A 21,214-nucleotide genomic window follows, 5' to 3' on the forward strand; every position below is an offset into this window, starting at 1 on the left:
TTCAAACGGGGATCATGGTCACACAAAGTAACACAGTAATTTCAGAGGGAGCGCGATGACACACTACTCTTTTTCCGGCAATCGGGCACCTTGGTGGGTGCGTTTGCTGACCGCCATGGTCGGTATGGTCTTATTGATTGGTTTGTTTTTTTTCGCCATTTTCGCATTTATTGCGGTGGCGATCTTAGGTGCAAGCGGCATGATTTTCCTCTGGTGGCAAAGACGGAAAATGCGCAAAAGCACCAATCAGGACATTGTGGTCACCCAGTATCGGGAAATCCACCAAAATACCTCTCCTTTCGATAGAGAGAAATAGTTTCCTTCAAAGCTTGTTCGCGCTCCCCTGCATTTGCCGAAAATCATGTTAGAATCATTAAGATCGACAAGGTAAGTTCAGCACATGGAGATGCAGGGGGGCTTCTGAAAAAAACAAATTCAAGAACAAAGCGTTATTCAAAAGCTAAAAATCGTGCCTCGTCAAGATCCAGGGGGGCAATTGTCTTGTTGCTGGGATTTTTTTCGTTCCCGGCTCTGGCGGACGTGGTTCATTTTGGCTTTGAGGATGTTCCTACTTCCATGGCAGAAAAGCTGAACAAAGCCTTACCCACCGTGACCATTGACGACAAGGCGGACCGTCTTGAAGAAACAGAAATGTCTGCCAACCTTCGGCTCAAAGATGCATTACAGGCCTATGGATACTACGACGCAACATGGAAAATCAGTAAAAAAATTATCAGTCCAAAAAATTATCTGTTGCAATTCTCAATTTCACTGGGTAAGCCAATTATTGTTCGTAAAATTGACCTCCAAAAATCCGGAACAGGCAGTAATATCCCATCCATAATCCATCTTTACAAAGCTTTTCCAATAAAAGATGGGGCTGTGCTTAATCAAGTCGATTATGAGGAGTGGAAAGGTAAAGCACTGGAAGCGTTAAATAGACAAGGCTACGCCAAGGCAGAATATACTCGCCATGAAATATTAATCGATAAAAAAGAATTTTGGTCGGATATTTATTTATGGTTAAATACCGGACCTCGTTTTCGTTTTGGTTCTATCACTGTCCATGGTGCAGAGCATTATCCTCGATGGTTTGTTGAGCGTTATGTTTCTTTCAAAGAAGGGGACTGGTACGCACCGGCAGCCTTGGCGGTTACTCAAAGTAATTTGCGTAACGCGGATCGTTTTTCAGATATCTCAGTTCAGGGTGACTTGAACGCAGAAAAAAATGATCTCGTTCCTGTCAGCATTAATTTGAAAAGTATGCCAGCACAACATATTAAGGTTGGTGCTGGTTATAGTACAGATATTGGCCCTAATGCAGCATTGATTTATGATAATTACAATGCTTTTGATGAAGCTCAGCATGTGCGTGTCTCTATTTTGGCGGCGCAGCTTAACCGAAACGTCAGCATACTTTATAAGTGGCCTATCGGAAAAAATATAGGATCCGAATATATGGCACAAGCCAGTTATCAGAATCAAACGCTCACTGCTTACGATAGTAATGAGATGCTGGCAAGTGTTGGGCGACAGTGGTCATTGCGCGATGATAATAGCCGCAATAAAACCACCTCCCTGGAAGCTCTGGTTAATTTTGAGCAAGCTAATTATACGGTCGCAGATGAAGTGAATAACAGTTTTTATATTTACCCTTCCCTACAATATACGATCCAGGATTTCCGCAATATATTACGGCCTATATCCGGTTACTCGCTGACGGCTCGCGCCGAGGGCGCCAGTAAAGTATGGGGGAGCACCGCTAATTTTGTAAGATTCAGTGCCCGTGGCAGCTGGAATGTACGAATTAATCGGCAATGGGTCATAGGTACAAGAGCCAAAGTGGGTGCGATGTGGTTGAATGGCCCCATTAGTGATTTACCGCCCAACTTGCGTTTTTTTGCAGGTGGACAAAACAGTCTTCCTGGTTACGCCTTTCAGTCACAGGGTCCGGTAGATAGCGATGGAGCAGTGGAAGGTGGCAGATTACTGGCTGTCGCTGGCTTCAATATTCAACGCTTTGTCAGTAAAAATTGGGCAGTTGTTGCTTTTTATGATGCGGGTAATGCTTTTAACAGCTTCTCGAATGTGCACGTACTTCAGGATGTAGGAATTGGGTTCCGCTGGTATTCTCCAGTCGGGCCTATTCGTTTTGATTTGGCACATCCTTTAGTGAATCCTAAGGCTCCGGCTGTACGAATTGCTTTTTCAGTGGGATTTAGCCTGTGATGCGCTTCAGAAACCTGGCTATTTTGATTTTTATCTGTACTTTAGGGATTATTTTTTCTGGACTATTTTGGTTATTGAATACCAACAACGGTGCACGCTGGGCATTGGCCCAAGTTCCGCATTTAAGTGCAAAAAAAATCAGTGGAACTTTAATGGATGGTTTAAAAATATCAGAGTTGAACTGGTCCAGTAGATCTTCCCGCTTTACTGCTCAGAACTTGCAATGGGTATTGCATCCTAGTCATTTATTATGGGGAGAGCTTGACGTTGTAGACCTTAAAATTATTAATGGTCAACTATATTTACCAAAATCCTCCTCAAAACCAAATAACCTGAATCTTGCTTGGCCAGCTGTACCGCTGTGGTCACGATTCATCTCAATACATGTTGGGCCAACTACTATTGAAAAATTACAGGTGTGGCAAGGACAGAAAAATGCGTTTAGATTAAGGAGTGGCACTCTTAAAAATATCTCATGGAATCATGGGAATATCCATATTAACGAACTTTTATCAGATCTTTCCACTGGCCAGTTGAAATTTTCTGCGCAAGTCCAAATGGAAAAACGAAGTCTCACCACCACGGGGGACTGGATTGAGTCCTCTCCTGCGCATACTAGCCTCCGTTGGAGTGCGGCGTGGCATGGTTTAAGCGACAATACATTTGGTGGGCCAATTAAGCTACTATTTAATCAGAAAAATTCACTGAGTAGCATCAGCAGCCTGATTCGGATAGCTCCGCACCAAATTTTATTGAATTCTATGGAGTTAAAAAATCCATCTCTCAGTACAACCACCACCGGATTCTGGAAAATAGACCTTCCAGAGAATAGCGCTGGTGACTTCACCATATATGGAAAACTGAACAACATCGTTGTTAAAGATATCCCGAAGTCTGTACCGGCCGGTCCTTTATCATTTAAATTGCACCTGCATGGGAATTTTAATCATTATATTGGTGCATTTGCGATGAATGGATCGCCAGGTTTTGGTGGCATTCAAGGGAATATTGAAGGAAGCAGTACCGGCCTACAATATGATTATACGGGAAATATGCTCGGTGCCAAACTGCTACCTGCAAAGTTAAAAATAGATTGGCAACCGTTGATGAATGTACAGGGTGAATTGCGGCTTAGAGGTTTACAAAATCAACGTTTTTTTTCTACTGTTCCCGGCCAGTTGTCCTGTAATATGATCATAAATGCTGCGCAAGCAGCAAAAAACATCAATGGGCGTATCCAATTGCAGGTGTTACCTAGTCAAATATATAAAACCAATCTGGTGGGTAATGCTGATCTGAAATTCTCTGGAAATCAGTGGGATTTGCAAGAGGCGAATATTCGTGGGTCAGGGTTAACCGTCACTGCTTCTGGTAACTTGCAGAAACATTTGTCATTTTCTTTGAATGTTGACAATTGGCAAATGTTGACTCCTGATGCCCGTGGTTCAACAAGTGCTCATGGCTGGATTGCGCAGGCCAATCAGAACTGGGTGGGTAGTATAAAAGCACATGCCCATAAAGTGCTCTATGCAGGCATTGCAATCCGAAAACTTGATGCCCAGGCCTCTCTTCTTACTAACAATAAGCTGCTAGCCAATCTGCATATCGAAGGCGCAGAATACAAACAGTATCTGATCAACCTACAATCACAAGCTCATGGTACTCTGGGGCACTTTGGAATGGATGTTGAAGCACAATCAACGGGTAATCAATTTACTCTGCATAGTTTAGTCCAACATTCTCATTCAACTTGGAATCTCTTATTAAATCAAAGCCATTTTCAAAGCAAGCGCCTCGGATTTTGGCAACTGGAGCATCCTTCGACATTATCCTGGAATTCCGGTGTCATTCGAATCACTCCACTCGTATTCAATGATTCTCATGGATCAAAGATCGGCGCTCAAGGGTTTTATAACCCGGCGCAAAACCTGGCCAGTTTAAATTTGAATATTTTATCTCTTCCTCTTGATTTTAAACAAAAAAATAATGATATATCTCTTGATGGATATTTAAATACCCATTTACAGGCACAATGTGATGGTATTTGTCATGCTGATGGTAATTGGAATTTTGAGAAAACCCAGTTGCATTGGTTATCTGATAACGTATCTCAATCCATTGATTTGCAGAAGTTCAGCGGCCAGGTGCGTTGGCAACCCAAAAATCTAAACTTAACGTCATATCTGGAATTGCCAAAAAATTGGGGCTCTGCGCAAATACACCTGCATAGTCCAGTTACCCTCGCCCTGCCCTGGCGATGGAATGAGCAAGCAGCAATTCAAGCGACTGTTCAGGCAAAACTGGGGGCTCCTCTTTTTGCGGCTTTGCCTATCGGAGCCCTGAAAATGCGAGCCCAAGGTGGTGGTAATATAGAAGGAGATATCACCGGAACCTGGGCAGATCCCAAATGGCACGGCACTGCTGAGTTACAAGGTCTTGGTTTGTATGTTCCTCAAGCCGGGCTCGATTTACAAGATGTCGGGGCCAAACTGCTAGGCAATGGTCAAGAGTTGCAAATCAGTGACATGCACGCAACTTCGGGAACAGGTCGTATTTCCGGAAACGGTACCATCTACCTGCGACCCGAAACACATTTTGCCCTACACATAGCTGGCCATGCATTTACGGCTTTGAATCTTCCTCAAGTACAGGCGGCCGTCAGTCCCGATCTTCATATTGATGGCACCTTACAAAAAATAAATATTGGGGGTGCCATTCATACGAATCGCCTGCGTATTCTCGGCACAGATTTTAACGGACCAAAACCGTCCAGTGATGTTGTTTTTGTTAAAAATATCAAGAAAAATAATGCAGGTCCTGCTCTAAGTGTGAATTTGCAGGTCACTCTGGGTAACGATGCCAAAGTCTTCATTAGTGGCTTACGTGCCGATTTGGTTGGGGCCCTGGATGTCAGGATGCAGGATGGACATAGTCCTGCTGTAAAAGGAATATTGCGTATGGTCAATGGTCATTATGATATTTATGGCCATAGCCTTGATTTTGAAAGAGGCTCAATCAACTTTCATGGGGCCGCCAGTCAGGCTAATCTCGATGTACTCGTAGTACGCACCATCAAAAACTCTGACAGCTTTGCCGTGGATAATACGCCGGTAAAAGCTGGTGTTCAGGTAACGGGGACTTTGCAGGTACCACAAGTGAATCTCTATTCCAATCCATCCATGTCTCAGGCCGATATTTTGTCTTATCTACTTCTCGGCACGCCTTCAAGTGGTCTGGGTAATCAGGATGAATTACTTTCGGCTGCGGCAGGCACTCTCTTTTCTGCCAGTCGTGCGGCGCTTTTCGGAAATAGTCTGAGTAATACTGGTATTGATGTTGGCGTAACCTCTAATGGACAACAAGGTTTGTCTGGAGCCATGGTTACCTTGGGCCATTATTTGACGCCAGATTTATATTTGAGCGTAGGACAATCGGTGATGGGAAACGGAACAGTTGCCAGGTTGCGTTATCGTGTAAGTAAGCATATAGAGTTACAAACTGAAAATGGCACCCAGAATGGTGCAAACATATTTTATCGGATAGATTTTTAACTCACCATGGAGCCTTTTTGGTGCTGAAAAAACGAGAAAGCATCGTCCTGATCGGGGCTGGAGTCATTGGCATGCTTGCCGCCGTTCGGCTTGCTGAGGAAGGTTTTGCCATAACCATTGTGGATCAGGGACAAACTGGCAGGGAGGCATCCTGGGCTGGCGGTGGCATTCTCAGTCCTCTTTATCCTTGGCATTATCCCCCGGAACTTCTTCGACTGTCATTTTATAGTATGTCACTTCATCGTGCTCTTTCTTCGGAGTTGGCTTCTTTCACCAATATTGATCCGCAGTGGGCCTTGTCCGGGTTACGCATTATTGAGGGAGAAAATGAAGTTTTTCGAGATGATGTCAGCCACTGGGGACAAAATTGGGGCCTGAACTGGCAAGTCTCTGGCGGCAAAGCTACAACCAAAAAAAACCTCTGGTGCCCTGAGGTGGCACAGGTTCGGAATCCTCGCCTGCTATCTGCCCTGGCTGAACGCTGTCGACAGCTTGATATCCAACTCATTGAACAAACTGAAATTACGGGCTTTAAACGCAAAAATGAACAACTACTCGGCGTGGAAAGCAATCAGGGATTTATCGCTTCAGACAAGGCTATAGTGACAGCTGGAGCATGGACCGGAAAATTACTTGAACAAATTGATATTCATCTGCAAATTTATCCGGTACGTGGCCAAATGCTGTTGCTGCAGGGGTCTCCAGGCATGCTTGATTCCATGTTGATGCAAGATAATCACTACCTGGTACAAAGACAGGATGGTCTCATTCTGGCTGGCAGCACCAGTGAGAACGTGCAATTTGACAAGTCTGTTACGCCGCTAGCACGGCAAACCTTGTGGAATTTTGCGCGTGACCAGCTTTCTGGCCTAACTAGTTCCAGCATCATCAGACAATGGTCGGGACTGCGACCCGGCAGCCCTGAGAGTGTTCCCTATATAGGCCCCCTACCCGGCTGGAACGGCCTGTATGTTGCTGCGGGTCATTTTCGTTATGGCCTCACCAATGCACCGGCAACAGCAGAAATACTTACTTGCCTGCTCACCGACAAGGCCCCTCCCATTGATGCCACCCCTTATGCTCCAGCAACACATTATCAGAAAGGGACTTGATCAGGTCTTCCCCTGGTAACTAGATAAAGCTACAATTATACCCAGTTTAGAATTATAGAGGGACCATACATGGATAATCAGGATTGGAATAAGCAGCGTGTTTTGGAAACGTTACGAGATGCAGGTGTTAATCCCACCAGCCAGCGTGTGGAGATTGGCTATGCCCTCTTCTCTTCTTGTGCCCATCTTTCTGCTGAAGAAATCATGCAGCGGGTCAACGCAGATTATCCCGTGGTCTCCAAGGCTACAGTATACAATACATTAGGTTTATTTGCAGACCACTCCTTGGTTCGTGAAGTCATTGTAGAACCAGGTAAGGTCTTCTACGATCCCAATGTGTCCATGCACCACCACTTCTATCATGTGGATACCGGCCAATTACAGGATATTCCTGCAAGCTCCTTGCAAATCAGTAAGCTTCCTGATATACCCGCTGAAACCGAAGTGGAAAATGTCGAGGTCGTCATCCGTCTCCGTCAACGCGTGGCCCATTAGATTGATTAGCCGCCTCTTGCCTTCCTTTTCTAAATCCTTATAATGCGTTTTCCTTGGGTTGTTAGCTCAGTTGGTAGAGCAGCTGACTCTTAATCACATAAAATCTCAATCATAGCCTTTTATGTTCTCTCATTAAATTCTTTGTCTGCTGAAAAATATAGGATTTGCTCTCATGCTCTATCATGAGGCATCATGCAAGCGCAACCTCAATAGTAAACGTAAAAGTAAACGTACTTTCAGGAGCGCCCATGCAAAAACTAACCACTCGCGCTATTGAAGCAGCCCGGCCTGACTCTTCCAAAAAAGATATTTACTTGCGTGATGGCGACGGTCTGGAGTTGCGCGTCCTTCCTTCTGGTAAAAAAGTCTGGCAATTCCGATATACGTTCTCTGGGAAACGCCGAGTCCTAACCTTCGGCGATTACGCTGTATGCTCTCTACGGGAGGCTCGTTTACGTGCCCAAGATGCCCGCAAGTTTCTTTCAATAGGGCAAGATCCGGCCGATGAAATCAAAACCAAGGTCGTGAAGCATGCTGCACCACTGAATAATTCTCCATCCCCCAGGCAAGCCGAAGCTGCGAATGCAGATGGTTTTCCTGAACCAACCCATAGGCTTATTGATCTTATGCTGGCCTATGCACAGTGGAAGGAAGAAAGCGGCAAGCCTGCGTATGCCCATGATGTGCGCAACAACACTCGCCTCTACCTTAAGGAAAACGCCCCGGACCTCGCTATTAAGCCTGCCAGCGAATGCACCTCAGAGGATATTGCCGCCCTACTCCGCCCTATCCACGAAAGGGGCAAATTGCGCACGACAGGGAAATTACGCAGTATACTCTCCGCCGCATTTCAAACCGCACTGCAGGCTCCCTACCATCCGGCTATTCCAAAAAACTTGCTAGGGTTCAATGTAAAATCCAACCCAGTATTGGCTATTCCGGCCATCCATACAGAGCCACGCGAACACGTACTGACACAAGCGGAATTAGGTCAATATGCGTCTGCTGTCCTAGCTGGTACTGGTATCACTTATTACTGTCTTGCCTTGTCCCTTTTTGCCGGTGGGCAACGACCAACGCAAGTCTCCAGAATCCGAGAGGAAGATTATTCCAAAAACGAAAGTATCCTGCTTATTAAGGACCCCAAAGGAAAACGCAGTAAACCCCGATTACATTACTTACCCTTGGGAAATTTCGCCACTCAGCTTATAGCGCAATGGCATATGCCAGGATCCTTGTTGAAAAACCCCATCTGGTTCAGTGTAGATGGCGACACAGTGATGGAGTCTACGAGCCTGTCTCATCAATGCAAGCGCATTCAAAAAACTTTTGGCTTGGAACCATTCGAAATGCGCGACATCCGTCGCACCGTTGAAACCGAAATGGCCCGCCTTGGTTTTTCCAAAGATCTTCGTGCCCATCTCCTCTCTCACGGACTCGGCGGAATCCAGGATCGTCACTACGACCGCTACGACCGTATTGACGAAAAAAGAGAAGCCTTGGAAAAGTGGGAAAAATACCTTTTGGAACTCATGGAACCTTACCACAACAAACAGGCCTGATGTATACGCAAAATCGGGACCTATTTCTCTGGTAAAATGAAAATCACGGCGGCAATCAAAGCACCTGTTTTGCGCCTATGTTTCTCTTTAGTATCGTAATGGCATTATTATGCTGCGTAATACTACCTAAACTGTCACAGGCCGATGAAATCACCACCGGCCTGAGATTGGCGTCAAAAATTTCCATGGCTGTACTCAGATGTTCACGGACAATAAAGTTTCATCGTAGCGTCGCCCTGAATTAGGGGGGCTGGATCTGCTTGACAGGCGTCGACCCGACTCTACCGCGAATAATGCAGGCATGATCTGGGGTGGCGGTACTCGGCGAAGCCATTGCTAACGGACGACTGGTTGCCATAGTATTCTCTATGATCTGATGGCTGGTAAAGACTGAAAGCGGACGTTGAATTTAACTCGAATTTTGCATTAATCTTAATCCTGCGAAGGTTGCCTGTTCCCCCAATCGCGCCTAAAAGAATCCGGTCCCCAGTCAACATACATGGTGGTAGTCTATCCGCTGGCTCATCTGCTGTGTGAGCTTATTGCACGTCATTCTCCACGCCTGTCCGCTGGATCGGACGAAAGGCCTGAATAATCAGAGCAAAAAGGCAGATAATTAAGAATGGCAAGTCACCTAACATTCCAAATGGTGTTTTTCCTTTTCTCGGGTTTATTTTCCCATTCAAGGCTCCGCTAACAAACTCCGGAAGCTTCGCTTGCACTCTCCCGTTTGGCGAAATGATTGCAGTCACTCCGGTATTTGTAGCGCGAATATCCGGTTTCTCCTCTTCCCGTGCTTGCATGGCAGCCATTTGAAGACTCTGCGGTAACGCAGTGCTATGCCCAAACCAGGAGTAATCACTAATATTCGTTAGAAATGTTGCCCCTTCCACTACTCCTTTCCTGACATCTCGGGAAAAAGATTCCTCATAGCAAATCGTCATGCCATCTCGCAGCCCATCCACTTGCAGGGTCGATGACCCATCCCCAGGTGTGAAGCTACCCAAGCCCGGGAGAAAATGATGTACTAAAGGACCTAATAAGTGCGGAAAGGGGATGTATTCACCAAAAGGGACTAAATGTTGTTTGCGATACCACTGCCGGGGAGATGTACCATCAATATCCAAAGCCGCATTATAATAGTGCTGATGTGCATATTGAACGATACCCAAAATAATTTGCGTGTGATGATGTGCGGACCACACTCGTAAACCCTGAAGTAACTCTGGAATCTGGGTTTGAAAAACAGGAAAAGCCGTCTCCGGCAAAACATCCAGCATGGTACCCTTGGGGGTGGCAAGAATGAGTTTCACATAACGATTCAGCACAGAATCCAGTTGATGGGTATTCCATTTTTCTGTGACGGGAATATCCCCCTGAATAAGTCGTACCGAAAGCAGATGGCGAATGGGCTGGGTCCAGTTAATCTCCGCACTGACGGCAGCTCCTGCGTAAAGAAGCATTATTGCACCGACCGTACTCATGACCATGCGGCGCTCGGACCGATGGCGGTAGAGCAATAGGATCAGAGAGGCTACGCAGGCCGTAGCCAGTCCGACACCATACTGACCTAGTAACGGAGCCCACCCCCCTAGAATACTCCAGGTCTGGCTATACCCGGTGGCCAGCCAGGGAAATCCCGTAAAAAGATGTGCGCGTAGCCATTCGGAAAGCACCCAGACAAATGGAAGTGCAAATAGACCCTTTCGTGGCCACCATTTCCTCGCAATCCATAGAGCGAGCGCTGGATATAATGCGCAATAAAACGCCAGCAATAAGACTGCTGTGCCGGATAGTACCCAGTCCATATGGGCAAAATTGTGCAGCGGAATTGCGAGCCAATATATGCCCACAGCAAAGGCAGATAAGCCGAAGGTGAATCCTGTCCACGCAGCAAGGCGCGGTGATGCGCGATCCGCTATCGCAAATAAACCCACCAGTAAAATGATCGCCAGATACGATTGGTCAAAGGGGGCAAATGCCAGTGGCCAACAGGCACCAAGAACCAAACCGGCAATCCACACCAATCGGGAGAACGCCATACCCACTCAGGAAATCGTCGCCATGATTTCCTGGAGACCATGGGGCCCCAAACCATGCTGGATGACCCACTGTTTCTGTCTGGTCCGATACAGCAGTGTGGGGGTAGCCTCTTCTCCCGTGCGAATCAGCAATTGGGTGTTGCGGTGTACCGCCCGACGAATGGACACTGGGGCGTTGACTGCGGGATGTATTCCGCCTTCTTCAGTGATCACATTAAAATGAGACTCATCAAAAGCCATGGCTTGCGTTGGGTGTTTTGCCATGAGGACTGCTTCTGCCTTAGCCGCACTGCTGGGCTTCAGGAAACCCACTAACACCACGCGCAAATGGAGTTTTCCAGTATGAATCAGCGGCAATGCCTTTTCATAGAACCTATGGCACCAGATACAATTGGGGTCCATAAAGGCGATCAATTCTGGACCGTGGTATCCAATCCAAAACGTATCCGCGCGTTTCAGGGCGATCGCGATAGCACTTGGAGACCATGGTCTAGGTAATTTCCTAAATGCCCGGACACTGTGTGTGAATGCCGCTCGGGTCTGCGCCGGGGCATGTGCAGCAGAGTTTATTGCTGCCATGGACGGCACTGGCAAGGCTGCAAGGAGGAGCATGCAAAGCATACCAAGAAAATTCTGTTTCCGCATTTTATCTCCTTTTAAAAAGCGTGGGTAAAGAATCAGAGCTTATTCAGATGGCCGGATACTCAGGATTCCTCCGTTTTGAAAGCCCTGAAGGATGAGATTAAATCTTCCATCTGGCTGGCTATACAGCCCCCACAACAGCGCATCTTCCAGCGAATTGCCAACACGCGTGAGCAGTCGAATGAACGCATATTCACCTGCCGACAGGGCCAAGAAACGGGGCCATCCAGGATGGTTCACCGCACAAATTCCAAATATAGTGGGTGCGTCATTGGCATCCTCACCCAGAGATTCTAACTCCACATCATGATGTAAGATCACAGACATTATGATTGGTTTGCTTGTACGTAACAGCGGGGGTTGTTGATCCAGATAGAGGGTTTTCCCTGACAGGTTCCCTAGAGGAATAGGCGCACCAGATTCATACAGATCAAAAGGATGCTCATAGACAAAGGCGCTCATATGGAAAAACCACTCCAGGCGCGCGAGACCTGCAAAGTCATGCTGGATTCTGTCGTAGTGGACTCCGCCCTGGACGGTCAGAAAGGATGCCAAGTGCTCACCATACCGCATGAGATCCGGATCAGTGGGTAGATCTGCGGCGATAAAGGTACTGACCAGTTCAGCGAATAACTCCTCACCCATCGCTGTGAGCAGGGCGGGATAAATAAACGCCAGAGATTCGGTAAGATGCTGTTGAATATTGTTTTGATAGATGCGAAAAGCTGACTGATGTTGGGCCATCAAGGAGTCTTCAGGCAGCGCTCCAACCGACGGGCCCACCTTCTGTAGTCGCGCTATCCATTGACGCTGCCATTGACGCAGCATGAGGCTATCGTCCTTCATTGGATCATACCGGAGACACAGCATTGGGCTGTCGCTAACAAGATCGGTAATGCCGGCAGGTCAGCATCCCACTCCAATATGCGGAGCGCGTTGGGAAAGCGATCACTGGCTTGGCGGAACAGGCTCTGGGTCGCAGGGCTGGGTTCGCGGCTGTGCGTGTCGACATGTACAGTGGATCCATTCAGAGTAACCTGTTCGCCGCCGGCCAAATGAATTTCTGTCACGGCATTCCGGGGTAAACTTTCGATAAAGGTAGCTGGATCCCCACCATGATTCAGAACATTGATGGATAGGTTCTCAACATCCAGCAGCAGCTCGCACCCCGCTTGTTCTACCAACTCGATCAGAAAATCCGTTTCCGAATATTCGTCCGCCCAATCAGGTTTCAGATAGGTGGCAATATTTTCCAATAAAATTGGTCGTCTCAGAAAATCCTGGACCTTATGCACACGCGATACCAGATGTCTTAAAACAAAGCGCCGCCGTGGAACGGGATACTGATCACTGAAATAGCGATTATTCAGGGAACACCAAGCGAGATGATCCGATACTCGTAATGGCTCATATCGATCGATCAGGGCGCGCAGCCTGCGCAGATAATTCATATTCAGGCTGTCCGCAGAAGCAATGGACAGACCAACGCCATGAAGACTTAGGGGATAAGCAGAGCGAATGTGATCCAGCGCATTAAGCCAGGAAACTCCCGCACTCATGTAATCTTCGCTATACACCTCACATGCCCCGATATCCGGTTTGGTATCGAGGACTTCATCCACGTGCGGGGCACGTAGACCAATCCCCATGGGGAGGTTCGCGGTCATGTCTTTTCTACCCGGGAGGTACCGGATCTCTTCTAGAGACCCGGAGGACCGATTGGTTACATGCCGGACTTGTGCGTTTGGGTCTTGCTACTACACCCATGACCCATCATGGAGTCCTTTTTCTTTTGTGTATGGCTTTTGCCACTGCAGCCATGACGCATCATTCCTCCACCGGCTTTGGCATTGGACTGGGTTTTCGCCGCGGGTGGGTTCATCATGGTCTCTGCATGAGCGACTGTTATCATGGTGCCGCCGGCCAGACAACTGGCCAGAAAGGCTCCAGCAATAGCTTTTGCTACGTTACGCTGATCTTGGTTATACATCTTCAATCTCCTTGTCATCAGACATGATATAACGACTTCTTTGCATGGCGATCAGCCACGCAAATTTTATTGCAAATGCGGCAACAATTCGGTGAGCTGCTTTTCTGAAATCATTCCTGGAATGCGACCCAGTTGCCCGTTTTTAACCCGATAAAGGATGGCTGGAGTCCCCTCAAAGCCCAGAGCACTCATCATGTCGAGGTTCTGTTTTAATTCTGCTGTCGTTTTGGCCGTGGGGGTGGCCTTGGGCAGCTGGCGGTAGCTACCACTGCGAAGTGCAGGACCCACAATAGTCTCGAAGTGTTTTAACGCCCTCAAGGGATGGGGTGACTGGAGCCAGGCGGCCGCTTCTGCGGGACTCTGGGGTGTCAGGAACGCAACGGGAACATAGCGCACTGTGAGCTTTCCCGCTTTGATCAGGGGTGCTTCATGCTCATACATGACATGACAGTAGGGGCAATTGGGGTCTTGAAAATCATAGATCACGGGACCGCTATGCCCTTCTTGAATGTAGGTGATGTGATGGGCCAGAATTTGGTTCCAGAGAATGGCTGCCGTCATTTTCTTGGGTGGTGCGGTCGGAGTCTGCGCAATGGCGAAAGGCATACCAGATAGCAACAAGCTACAACCCAGTATTCCGGTAAATAGCCATTTCTGGGCTTTTGTTCTGAAGCGGTTTTTCATGCCTACGGATTCTCCTGTACGTCGTTCATTTCAGATTCGGGAGCATAGTCAGCAGTTCCCCATGGGAGACCATGCCCGGAATTAATCCTGTGCTGCCATTTTTGTGCTCATACAGTATGGCTGGTACGCCCATGGAATGGGTGGTCTGCAGTATAGCCATATTGGTCTTCAGAGCCTGAATCGTGGGGGCTGTTGCTTTGGCCTGAGGTAAGCCAACCGGGCCGCTGGCCGTCATCGGTGCTGCGAAACTTTTTCCCGCCAGCGCTTCAAAATGCTGCAGTGTGGCGACGCGATCCGAAGACTGCATTAGAGCAGCGGCCTCGGGCGTGCTGCTGGGCATCAGGTAAGCGACTGGAACATACCTTACGGTAAGTTGGCCTGCCTTGATCAGTGACTGCTCTTCGTCATACATGCTGTGACAATAGGGACAATTTGGATCAAAAAAATCATAAATGACAGGACCTTTGTGTCCCTCCTGGATATAGGTCAGGCGCTGACCTATATCCTTCCAATAACTGTTTTGAGACATTTTGGGTAAAGGCGGAAGTGCAGTCGTTGCCATGGCCGCTCCTGCCCACAGGACACCGACTAAAATACCGAATACCTTTGTTCGTTTTACAATGTGGTGCATAGGAATTTCCTCATCAGGTTCTTAGGGATAATGATCCGTCATCAATTGACCAGCTTTTGTTGCAGATGCTGTAGCAACGTTTCTGGTCCTTCATAACCTTCATATTGCGCAACCATGCGCCCATCTGGATTGACCAGCAAAACGGCCGGCGGTCCGAAAAGCTGAAAATGATGCAACAGTTCTCTGGACGCAGCATTACTGGCGGTGACATCCACCCGAATCAGGGTTAGAGGCTGCAAGGCGTGCTCAACGCGTGGATTATCGTAGGTTTCGACGTCCATACGCTGGCACTCAACGCACCACTTTGCCCAAAAGTCCACCAACACCGGATGCCCTTTTGCAGCGGTCAGTGCGGCTTGTAATTGAGGCAGGCTGCGAACCATTGTGAAGTGGGGGGTTGCGTTCTGCGGAGTGGTTGCTGTCACGTCCCGATCGACAAAAGGCGCCAAAGGTTCAAGCACCAGAGTACCGCCAGCCAATGCCCCTATGCCCAGTGCGATGCCATACGCAAAGACCAGCAATCCGAATCCCTGCGCAAAGTGTTTCCAGCCGCCATGCTCACGGTTTTGCGCGTTGGAAGCAGAATGGAATGCCCCCATGTACACACTGGAAATGATAGCCAGAGCTGCCCACAATGCGAGCGTAAGCGGACCGGGTAGGATTCGGGATAGAAACCAGATGGCCACCCCAAGCAAGACGACCCCAAAAATGGCCTTAACGCCATTCATCCAGGAACCGGCCTTCGGTAGAAAATGTCCGGCAGAGGTGCCAATAACCAGTAAAGGAACGCCCATCCCCAGTGCCAGAAGGAACAAGGCTATCCCGCCCAGGAGCAGGTTGCCGGTGTGGGCAATGAATAGCAAAGCGCCGGCCAGCGGTGCTGCCACGCAGGGGCCAACAATCAGGGCAGACAGGATGCCCATAATAAAGGCGCTGGAAAAGTGTCCCCCTTTCCCATACCGGGAGAGGCGCGATTGTATGGCCGTTGGCATCTGCAATTCATAAAAGCCAAACATGGAAAGTGCCAGCAGCACAAACAGCGCACTGAATCCGCTCAACACCCAGGGATTTTGGAAAAATGCCTGCAGGTAGGAGCCTGTTACGGCAGCGGCCACGCCGGCCACCGCATAGGTGAGTGCCATACCGAGCACATAGGCCAATGAAATCCAGAATGCGTGCCTACGCGATTGTCGAGTCGTCATCTGTGCGTCCCCATGACCAACCACGAGCGACGACAAAATTGGAATCATCGGGAAAATGCAGGGTGTGAAGGCCAAGCCCAATCCGGCGATAAAAAACAACAAGAGCGTGAGGGGAATCTCTGAACCATTTAATCCAGCAGCGAACTGGCTGTATTGACCGGATGCGCGTGCCGGATGGATTTGCATCGCTGGCGATGCGGTTGGGTGTGGAGGCGTACTGGATGTCGTGGCCATTGTGGCCGTGTTGCGAGTGACGGCTGTCGGTATGAGCGTATAGGCCTTGGTCTCCAATGGGTAACACACTCCGGCATTGGCACAACCCTGAAAACTGCTGGTCACCTGGATATGTTTTGGCGGACTGCCGGTGAAATGCACGGGTACCCGAATGGTGGTGGTGTCTCCTTCATACACAGCCAGTGTGCCCACTCCTGGAATGTGCATGGGTTTGCCCGGTGGCAAGGTATAAGGTCCTAGCTGCGCGGATGACGGTGTAAGGTGTACCGTGATGCGGTTACGGTAGAGGTGGTACTTCGGCGCCGCGATCCATTGAAGAACCACAATATTGTTGGGCGCCATGTGCGCTTTGAAGCGAAAGGCCTTGGCCGGCGCCAGAAACGGTGAAGCACTCGCCATCGGGGACAAAAAAGGCGCATTGGCCCATGCCGGCTGAGATGGGAGCAACATAGCGGCCAGTAACGGCCAGAACCATAAAAGAAGGGGGAGGGATCGCTGTCTGGTTTTCCGCATACGCTGCGGTCGTTTCTGAAAAGGACCACCTAAAAACTCAAGCAACATCTGCACTCCAAATCACCACAGTAAATTTATCAAACCGCCCACTGCGGCTTGAATTCTCATTGTAAAGGCAGAAAACATGCCAGAAGGTGCGACACGCGTTCAGATTTCGCGCACAAACTTCACATGCACGGGCGTGGGATGACGCACCATGTCCGTGACCGGCGATGTTTTTTGAACGTGGTCGAGCAGATCTGCGATGGCTGAATCCGATGCGTCGCTTTTCATGTGACAGGCAATGTTGATGTCGTGGCATCCCGCTCGAATCGTTTCCGACAGACCCAAAAAGCCGTGCAAGTCGATGTCACCGGTGACATCCAGCCTCATCGCTTCGATGGCAATACCCCGTGCGGCAGCATTGTAGGCGATCCCCACCGAAAGGCAGGCTGTTAGACCAGCGAGTAATAATTCAACCGCATTGGCCCCCTGATTACTGCCGAGCAATACGGGCGGCTCATCACCTTCCAACACAAAGGGCTGTTGTCGCGATTGATCTTCCTGTTTGACACCGTGGAAGCTCTGAATATGAGTTTGTACATGGGCTCCAGAGTGCCATTCTGTGCGGGCACGGAACTGAAATGCGGCCAAGGCAGGATCATTTTTTACGGCCTCAATGGTGGCCACGAGCTTCTGTACGTCCACTCCGTTGGGATGCTGTTGCGTCATGATCGTTCCTCCAGATTTTGTTGGTTTAGGAAGTTGTTAATTTTTGGAGTTAGAAATCCTTGAATGGTTCCCCGTCAGAAACACACGATTTCGTCTGCCGCGCTGATCCAGGTAGAGAGACCTTTCATGGAGCTTTTGTGGACTCCAGGCGGCAATGTTTCCATGGCTTGCGCTTTTAAAGAGCTTCCGCAGCACTGGACCTCCAGGCCCAATTCCAGCAATTCCCCCAGCAACGCGCGGGTGCTGTCGTTGGCCATAGGACTGGGTCGCAGAAGTTGTACCCCTTGTCCCGCAAGAAACAATCGGACGTCCTTATTGTCTGCCAACATGGCCCCGGCGAGTCGTACCGCCGTATCGGCGCGGGGGTTTTCCAAGTCTGGACCCGCATGCAGGATAATTAAAGCTTGGGTCATGAGTATGCTCCCATTCTAGAGGCTGCGAGGGTGGGTTTCCTGGACGGCAAAAGCAATCCATATACCCGATATGGCAACAATGGCTGCTGTCAGCCAGATTGCCGGCAGAATTTTATCGCTCCACTGGGCGACCAGACCGAGAATCAGTCCGCCAATGGCGTAGCCCGTATCGCGCCAGTACCGATAGGTGCCAAGGATCCGGCCGCGTTCCAGAGGGGGTGCCACATCGGACATGGCGGCGATCAGGTTGGGATAGAGAAGGGCCATGCCCAGGCCCATGACCGCCGCCGTAGCAATCCACGCGGTGAAGTGGCCGACCAGCGCAGTGCCTGCAAGCCCCGCAGCCAGCAGGGCGAAGCCTGCCAGGATGGGCGGTCTGCGACCGATGCGATCCGCTAGATGTCCGGTCCCAAATTGACCGAGCCCCCAGACCATCGCATAGATACCGGTGATCCAGCCGATTTGCACGACGCTCAAGCCGTGAAAACGGAAAAAGACCGGGAAGAGGACCCAAACTAGGGTATCGGCAATCTTGTTGGCGACCCCACCCTGGCAGAGGGCCCGATAGGTGGCGTCCCGAAAAGAAACGTGCAGGAAAGTCGCCCAGGTGCTGGCCTGAGAAGCCGTCTTTGAGGTTTCGGTCGATGGCTGACGCTGTGCATGCTCTGCGCGAACCCAATGGATAGTATCCTGGATCCCCAATAGCAGGAGTAGCGCAAGCGCAATGACCACGAGTCCGAAAGCCAACAGTGTCCAACGGGGACCGTAGACGACGGCAAGATAGCCCGTTGCGAGGCCCGCCAAACCTACCGCGATATACCCCACTGCCTCATTGATGCCGACCGCAAGGCCGCGCTGGTGGTTATCGGCTAGATCGATTTGGCTCGTGACGGTCATGGTCCAGGTAAAGGCCTGGTTTACCCCCAAAAAGACATTGGCGGCGATGATCCACCACCAGTTGGGAGCAAAAAAGATCATTAGCGGAATAGGAATCCCCGCCAACCAGCCCAGGAATAACACCCGCCTGCGACCGATTCGATCGGATAGCCCGCCGGCGACAAAGTTTAGAGCCCCTTTTACCAGGCCAAAGGAAATCACAAAGGAGGCGAGAAAAAGGAAGGCGTGGCTATCTACGCCAAAACGGTGACTCATGGCGGGAAGGACATTTCTCTCCATGCCGATGATCAAGCCTACGAAAAAGACCTGAACCGTTTGCAGGAGGAACTGACCTCGATTGACGCCAATTCCTCGAGTATAGGTCGCGGTCTCCTGAGACCCGGAGTTCATCCCTGATGCTCCTTGCGTAGAGGCACCACCGTCGCTAATGCCTCTTGAAGCTGGGTAGTGGTCTGCATTTGGTCCAGGATGAGATCGCGGACGATCTCGCACGTTTCCAAAACCTTGGGGCTGGTTAGACGATAGTGACAGAAGGTCCCGCACTTTTCGCAATGCACCAAGCCCCGAGCTTTCAGTACGCTCAGGTGCTGGGAAAGGTTGGCTTTGGAGAGGCTGATGAGTTCTGCCAATTCACCGGCATTTTTCTGTCCCTCGCCCAGATAATGGATGATTTCCAGGCGTTTTGGGTGCGCCAGGGCGGCAAATACCTCAGAAAATAGCGCATACCGAACCGTATCGTTCTTCATGCTGCTTTCCCCAGATTGATGGCAACCATGCGCGCCATATCGGCGGGCTTTTCGGGAATGTCCGCGGTAAGCGAACGAACGAAAGCCTCGCGCTTCATGGTGAGGTAAGGGTCCCAACGTTTTTCAAAACCCAGAGTCGAAGAGGGCTTCCCGGACAGGCCCGCACCGCAGACGCTCCCGGCCGCGTGCCCCGGGAAAATCTCCAAGTCATCGGGCAGGGTGAGCAGTTTTTGGTGAAGGCTGTCGAAGAGTTTTCCCGCCATTTCCTCCGGCGTTCCACCCAGATCGGGGCGTCCCACTCCGCCAACAAAGAGCGTGTCACCGGTTAGGGCAAACCAGGGGTCGGCACTTCTCCGCCGATCGCTGACCAGAAGACAGAGGCTGTCCAGGGTATGGCCGGGGGTGTAGAGCACTTGCGTTACGACATTTCCAGTTTTCAGGACTTCGCCGTCGTGAAGGCCGCGAATCGCAAACTGCACCAAGTCTACATCGCTTTCGTGCATGCAGTACGGTGCGCCAACCCGTTCCGCCAAGGCCCGCCCGCCAGATAGGTGATCCGCGTGAATGTGGGTGTCGATGACGAAGCTAATGGCAACTGCAGCCTTCTGTGCCTCTTCGAGGAACCAGTCCTCGTCGCCCGCTACCACATCCACGGCTACTGCGAAGCCCTTGCCTCCACATCCGTAGAAGTAGGACAAGGTACCGTCGGCGCTTGCGCGTTGTTTGAAGAACATGGTTCACCTCCAGCATTCAGAAGTTAAGAAATATTGCAACTAAAAGGTAGATAAGAACTTCTCCCCTGTCAAGATCGCGCCCTATGCTGCCAGTGGTGCTATAGGTGGCCGCCGATATCCAAACAGAGATGGAGCGCTGTCCCGGTGAGGACTACAGGGCAGCGAACGGTAGAGTGCAATCGACAATGCCGTCGCGCCAGACATCCCTATCAGGAACATGCGCACGTTGCTTGATGGATACTCTCTAAACCCAAGTCCACAACAACTTCCAAACAATCACGGGTAGCGCTATGGCCCCGACATAGCGTCCCACGATTCGCCCCTTCCCATTGACGAGTATACTGGTGGGAGTCAGGACCACGCCGCCTAGCGCCTGGCTGACACCCTGGCCGGCGGCCAGATACTCTGGATAGTTGATGCCCAACTCGCGCATCCTCGCACGTACGGCTTTCGCTGTACTTCCATTTACGCCAATTCCAATAATGCTAAAGGACTTCCCGCCGAACCACTGCTGCAGTTGCACCAACGCTGGGGTCTCGGCCAGGCAAGCCGGACAGTCTGGTGCCCAGAAGTTGATAAGGATCATTCTCTTCGGCACCGCTGGCAGTTCAATAGGCCGACCACTCAGGCTTCGGACAATTAAACTCGGTAGTTGTTGGGGGGCTTTTACCGCCATAGGGCTGCCTCGCCACTGCGTAAACGCATAGACTCCAATCAGCAGCCCGATCCAGATAACAAACTCTATCCAAAACTTTCTTTTTTTCAGTAAAGAAAGCATGGTGGATATCCTCGCCAAGAGGCGCCTGGGCAAATATCAAGAGTCAGT

At 49.9% G+C, this 21,214-nt stretch carries 20 protein-coding genes; 6 read left to right on the forward strand and 14 right to left on the reverse strand.

All coding sequences use genetic code 11. The features are described from left to right. Nucleotides 1–55: 55 nt before the first annotated feature. The 6 genes from GCD22_RS06770 to GCD22_RS06795 all read left to right on the forward strand — a co-directional run bounded on the left by GCD22_RS06770 (nucleotide 56) and on the right by GCD22_RS06795 (nucleotide 8,949). A complete protein-coding gene (locus tag GCD22_RS06770) occupies nucleotides 56–316 on the forward strand; it encodes a hypothetical protein (RefSeq protein WP_024895310.1) in 261 nt (86 codons plus the stop codon). 260 nt (nucleotides 317–576) lie between these two features. Next, nucleotides 577–2,229: an autotransporter assembly complex protein TamA gene (locus GCD22_RS06775; protein WP_031572821.1), complete on the forward strand. Its 1,653-nt coding sequence runs from the start codon at nucleotides 577–579 to the stop codon at nucleotides 2,227–2,229. Continuing rightward, the gene (locus GCD22_RS06780) at nucleotides 2,229–5,780 is read left to right on the forward strand and encodes a translocation/assembly module TamB domain-containing protein (protein WP_153940906.1); all 3,552 of its coding nucleotides are present in this window, start codon (nucleotides 2,229–2,231) and stop codon (nucleotides 5,778–5,780) included. Before GCD22_RS06775 ends, GCD22_RS06780 begins: the two co-directional genes overlap by 1 nt. Before the next feature lie 20 nt (nucleotides 5,781–5,800). Further along, complete coding sequence (locus tag GCD22_RS06785; RefSeq protein ID WP_031572815.1) at nucleotides 5,801–6,892, forward strand: NAD(P)/FAD-dependent oxidoreductase; 1,092 nt, start codon at nucleotides 5,801–5,803, stop codon at nucleotides 6,890–6,892. A 69-nt stretch (nucleotides 6,893–6,961) separates the two neighbouring features. Then, the gene (locus GCD22_RS06790; RefSeq protein ID WP_010639029.1) at nucleotides 6,962–7,387 is read left to right on the forward strand and encodes a Fur family transcriptional regulator; all 426 of its coding nucleotides are present in this window, start codon (nucleotides 6,962–6,964) and stop codon (nucleotides 7,385–7,387) included. A gap of 248 nt (nucleotides 7,388–7,635) precedes the next feature. Beyond that, on the forward strand, nucleotides 7,636–8,949 hold the full coding sequence (locus tag GCD22_RS06795; protein WP_170286698.1) for a tyrosine-type recombinase/integrase: 1,314 nt from the start codon (nucleotides 7,636–7,638) through the stop codon (nucleotides 8,947–8,949). A gap of 539 nt (nucleotides 8,950–9,488) precedes the next feature. On the opposite strand, the gene lnt is transcribed toward GCD22_RS06795, so the two are convergent. The 14 genes from lnt to GCD22_RS06865 form a co-directional block, all read right to left on the reverse strand. Further along, complete coding sequence (gene lnt, locus GCD22_RS06800) at nucleotides 9,489–10,973, reverse strand: apolipoprotein N-acyltransferase (protein WP_244947620.1); 1,485 nt, start codon at nucleotides 10,971–10,973, stop codon at nucleotides 9,489–9,491. A 24-nt stretch (nucleotides 10,974–10,997) separates the two neighbouring features. Further along, on the reverse strand, nucleotides 10,998–11,348 hold the full coding sequence (locus GCD22_RS18835; RefSeq protein ID WP_342353875.1) for a hypothetical protein: 351 nt from the start codon (nucleotides 11,346–11,348) through the stop codon (nucleotides 10,998–11,000). Between the two features lie 327 nt (nucleotides 11,349–11,675). After that, nucleotides 11,676–12,461 (reverse strand): HvfC/BufC N-terminal domain-containing protein, encoded by a 786-nt coding sequence (locus GCD22_RS06810; RefSeq protein ID WP_170286699.1) that lies wholly within the window; start codon nucleotides 12,459–12,461, stop codon nucleotides 11,676–11,678. Between the two features lie 14 nt (nucleotides 12,462–12,475). Continuing rightward, nucleotides 12,476–13,300: an MbnB/TglH/ChrH family RiPP precursor modification enzyme gene (locus GCD22_RS06815; RefSeq protein ID WP_153940497.1), complete on the reverse strand. Its 825-nt coding sequence runs from the start codon at nucleotides 13,298–13,300 to the stop codon at nucleotides 12,476–12,478. A 56-nt stretch (nucleotides 13,301–13,356) separates the two neighbouring features. After that, on the reverse strand, nucleotides 13,357–13,623 hold the full coding sequence (locus GCD22_RS06820; protein WP_153940498.1) for a hypothetical protein: 267 nt from the start codon (nucleotides 13,621–13,623) through the stop codon (nucleotides 13,357–13,359). Nucleotides 13,624–13,689: 66 nt separating this feature from the next. Next, complete coding sequence (locus GCD22_RS06825; protein ID WP_153940499.1) at nucleotides 13,690–14,307, reverse strand: thioredoxin fold domain-containing protein; 618 nt, start codon at nucleotides 14,305–14,307, stop codon at nucleotides 13,690–13,692. Nucleotides 14,308–14,332: 25 nt separating this feature from the next. Then, nucleotides 14,333–14,869, reverse strand: a complete 537-nt coding sequence (locus tag GCD22_RS06830) for a thioredoxin fold domain-containing protein (protein ID WP_153940500.1) — start codon at nucleotides 14,867–14,869, stop codon at nucleotides 14,333–14,335. Between the two features lie 110 nt (nucleotides 14,870–14,979). Next, nucleotides 14,980–16,824 carry a protein-disulfide reductase DsbD gene (gene dsbD, locus GCD22_RS06835; protein WP_153940501.1) on the reverse strand — a complete coding sequence of 615 codons (1,845 nt, stop codon included), beginning with the start codon at nucleotides 16,822–16,824 and terminating at the stop codon, nucleotides 14,980–14,982. Nucleotides 16,825–17,034: 210 nt separating this feature from the next. Next, complete coding sequence (locus tag GCD22_RS06840; protein ID WP_153940502.1) at nucleotides 17,035–17,598, reverse strand: OsmC family protein; 564 nt, start codon at nucleotides 17,596–17,598, stop codon at nucleotides 17,035–17,037. A gap of 74 nt (nucleotides 17,599–17,672) precedes the next feature. After that, nucleotides 17,673–18,011, reverse strand: a complete 339-nt coding sequence (locus GCD22_RS06845) for a DsrE family protein (protein WP_153940503.1) — start codon at nucleotides 18,009–18,011, stop codon at nucleotides 17,673–17,675. Between the two features lie 15 nt (nucleotides 18,012–18,026). Beyond that, nucleotides 18,027–19,298 (reverse strand): MFS transporter, encoded by a 1,272-nt coding sequence (locus GCD22_RS06850; protein ID WP_153940504.1) that lies wholly within the window; start codon nucleotides 19,296–19,298, stop codon nucleotides 18,027–18,029. After that, complete coding sequence (locus GCD22_RS06855; protein WP_153940505.1) at nucleotides 19,295–19,654, reverse strand: ArsR/SmtB family transcription factor; 360 nt, start codon at nucleotides 19,652–19,654, stop codon at nucleotides 19,295–19,297. The genes GCD22_RS06850 and GCD22_RS06855 overlap by 4 nt, the downstream gene beginning before the upstream one ends. Beyond that, the gene (locus GCD22_RS06860; protein ID WP_153940506.1) at nucleotides 19,651–20,388 is read right to left on the reverse strand and encodes an MBL fold metallo-hydrolase; all 738 of its coding nucleotides are present in this window, start codon (nucleotides 20,386–20,388) and stop codon (nucleotides 19,651–19,653) included. The genes GCD22_RS06855 and GCD22_RS06860 overlap by 4 nt, the downstream gene beginning before the upstream one ends. Before the next feature lie 244 nt (nucleotides 20,389–20,632). Continuing rightward, nucleotides 20,633–21,166, reverse strand: a complete 534-nt coding sequence (locus GCD22_RS06865; RefSeq protein ID WP_170286700.1) for a TlpA disulfide reductase family protein — start codon at nucleotides 21,164–21,166, stop codon at nucleotides 20,633–20,635. Between the last annotated feature and the right edge of the window lie 48 nt (nucleotides 21,167–21,214).

It is taken from the genome of Acidithiobacillus thiooxidans ATCC 19377 (genome assembly GCF_009662475.1).
In the GTDB taxonomy this organism is placed as follows: domain Bacteria; phylum Pseudomonadota; class Gammaproteobacteria; order Acidithiobacillales; family Acidithiobacillaceae; genus Acidithiobacillus; species Acidithiobacillus thiooxidans.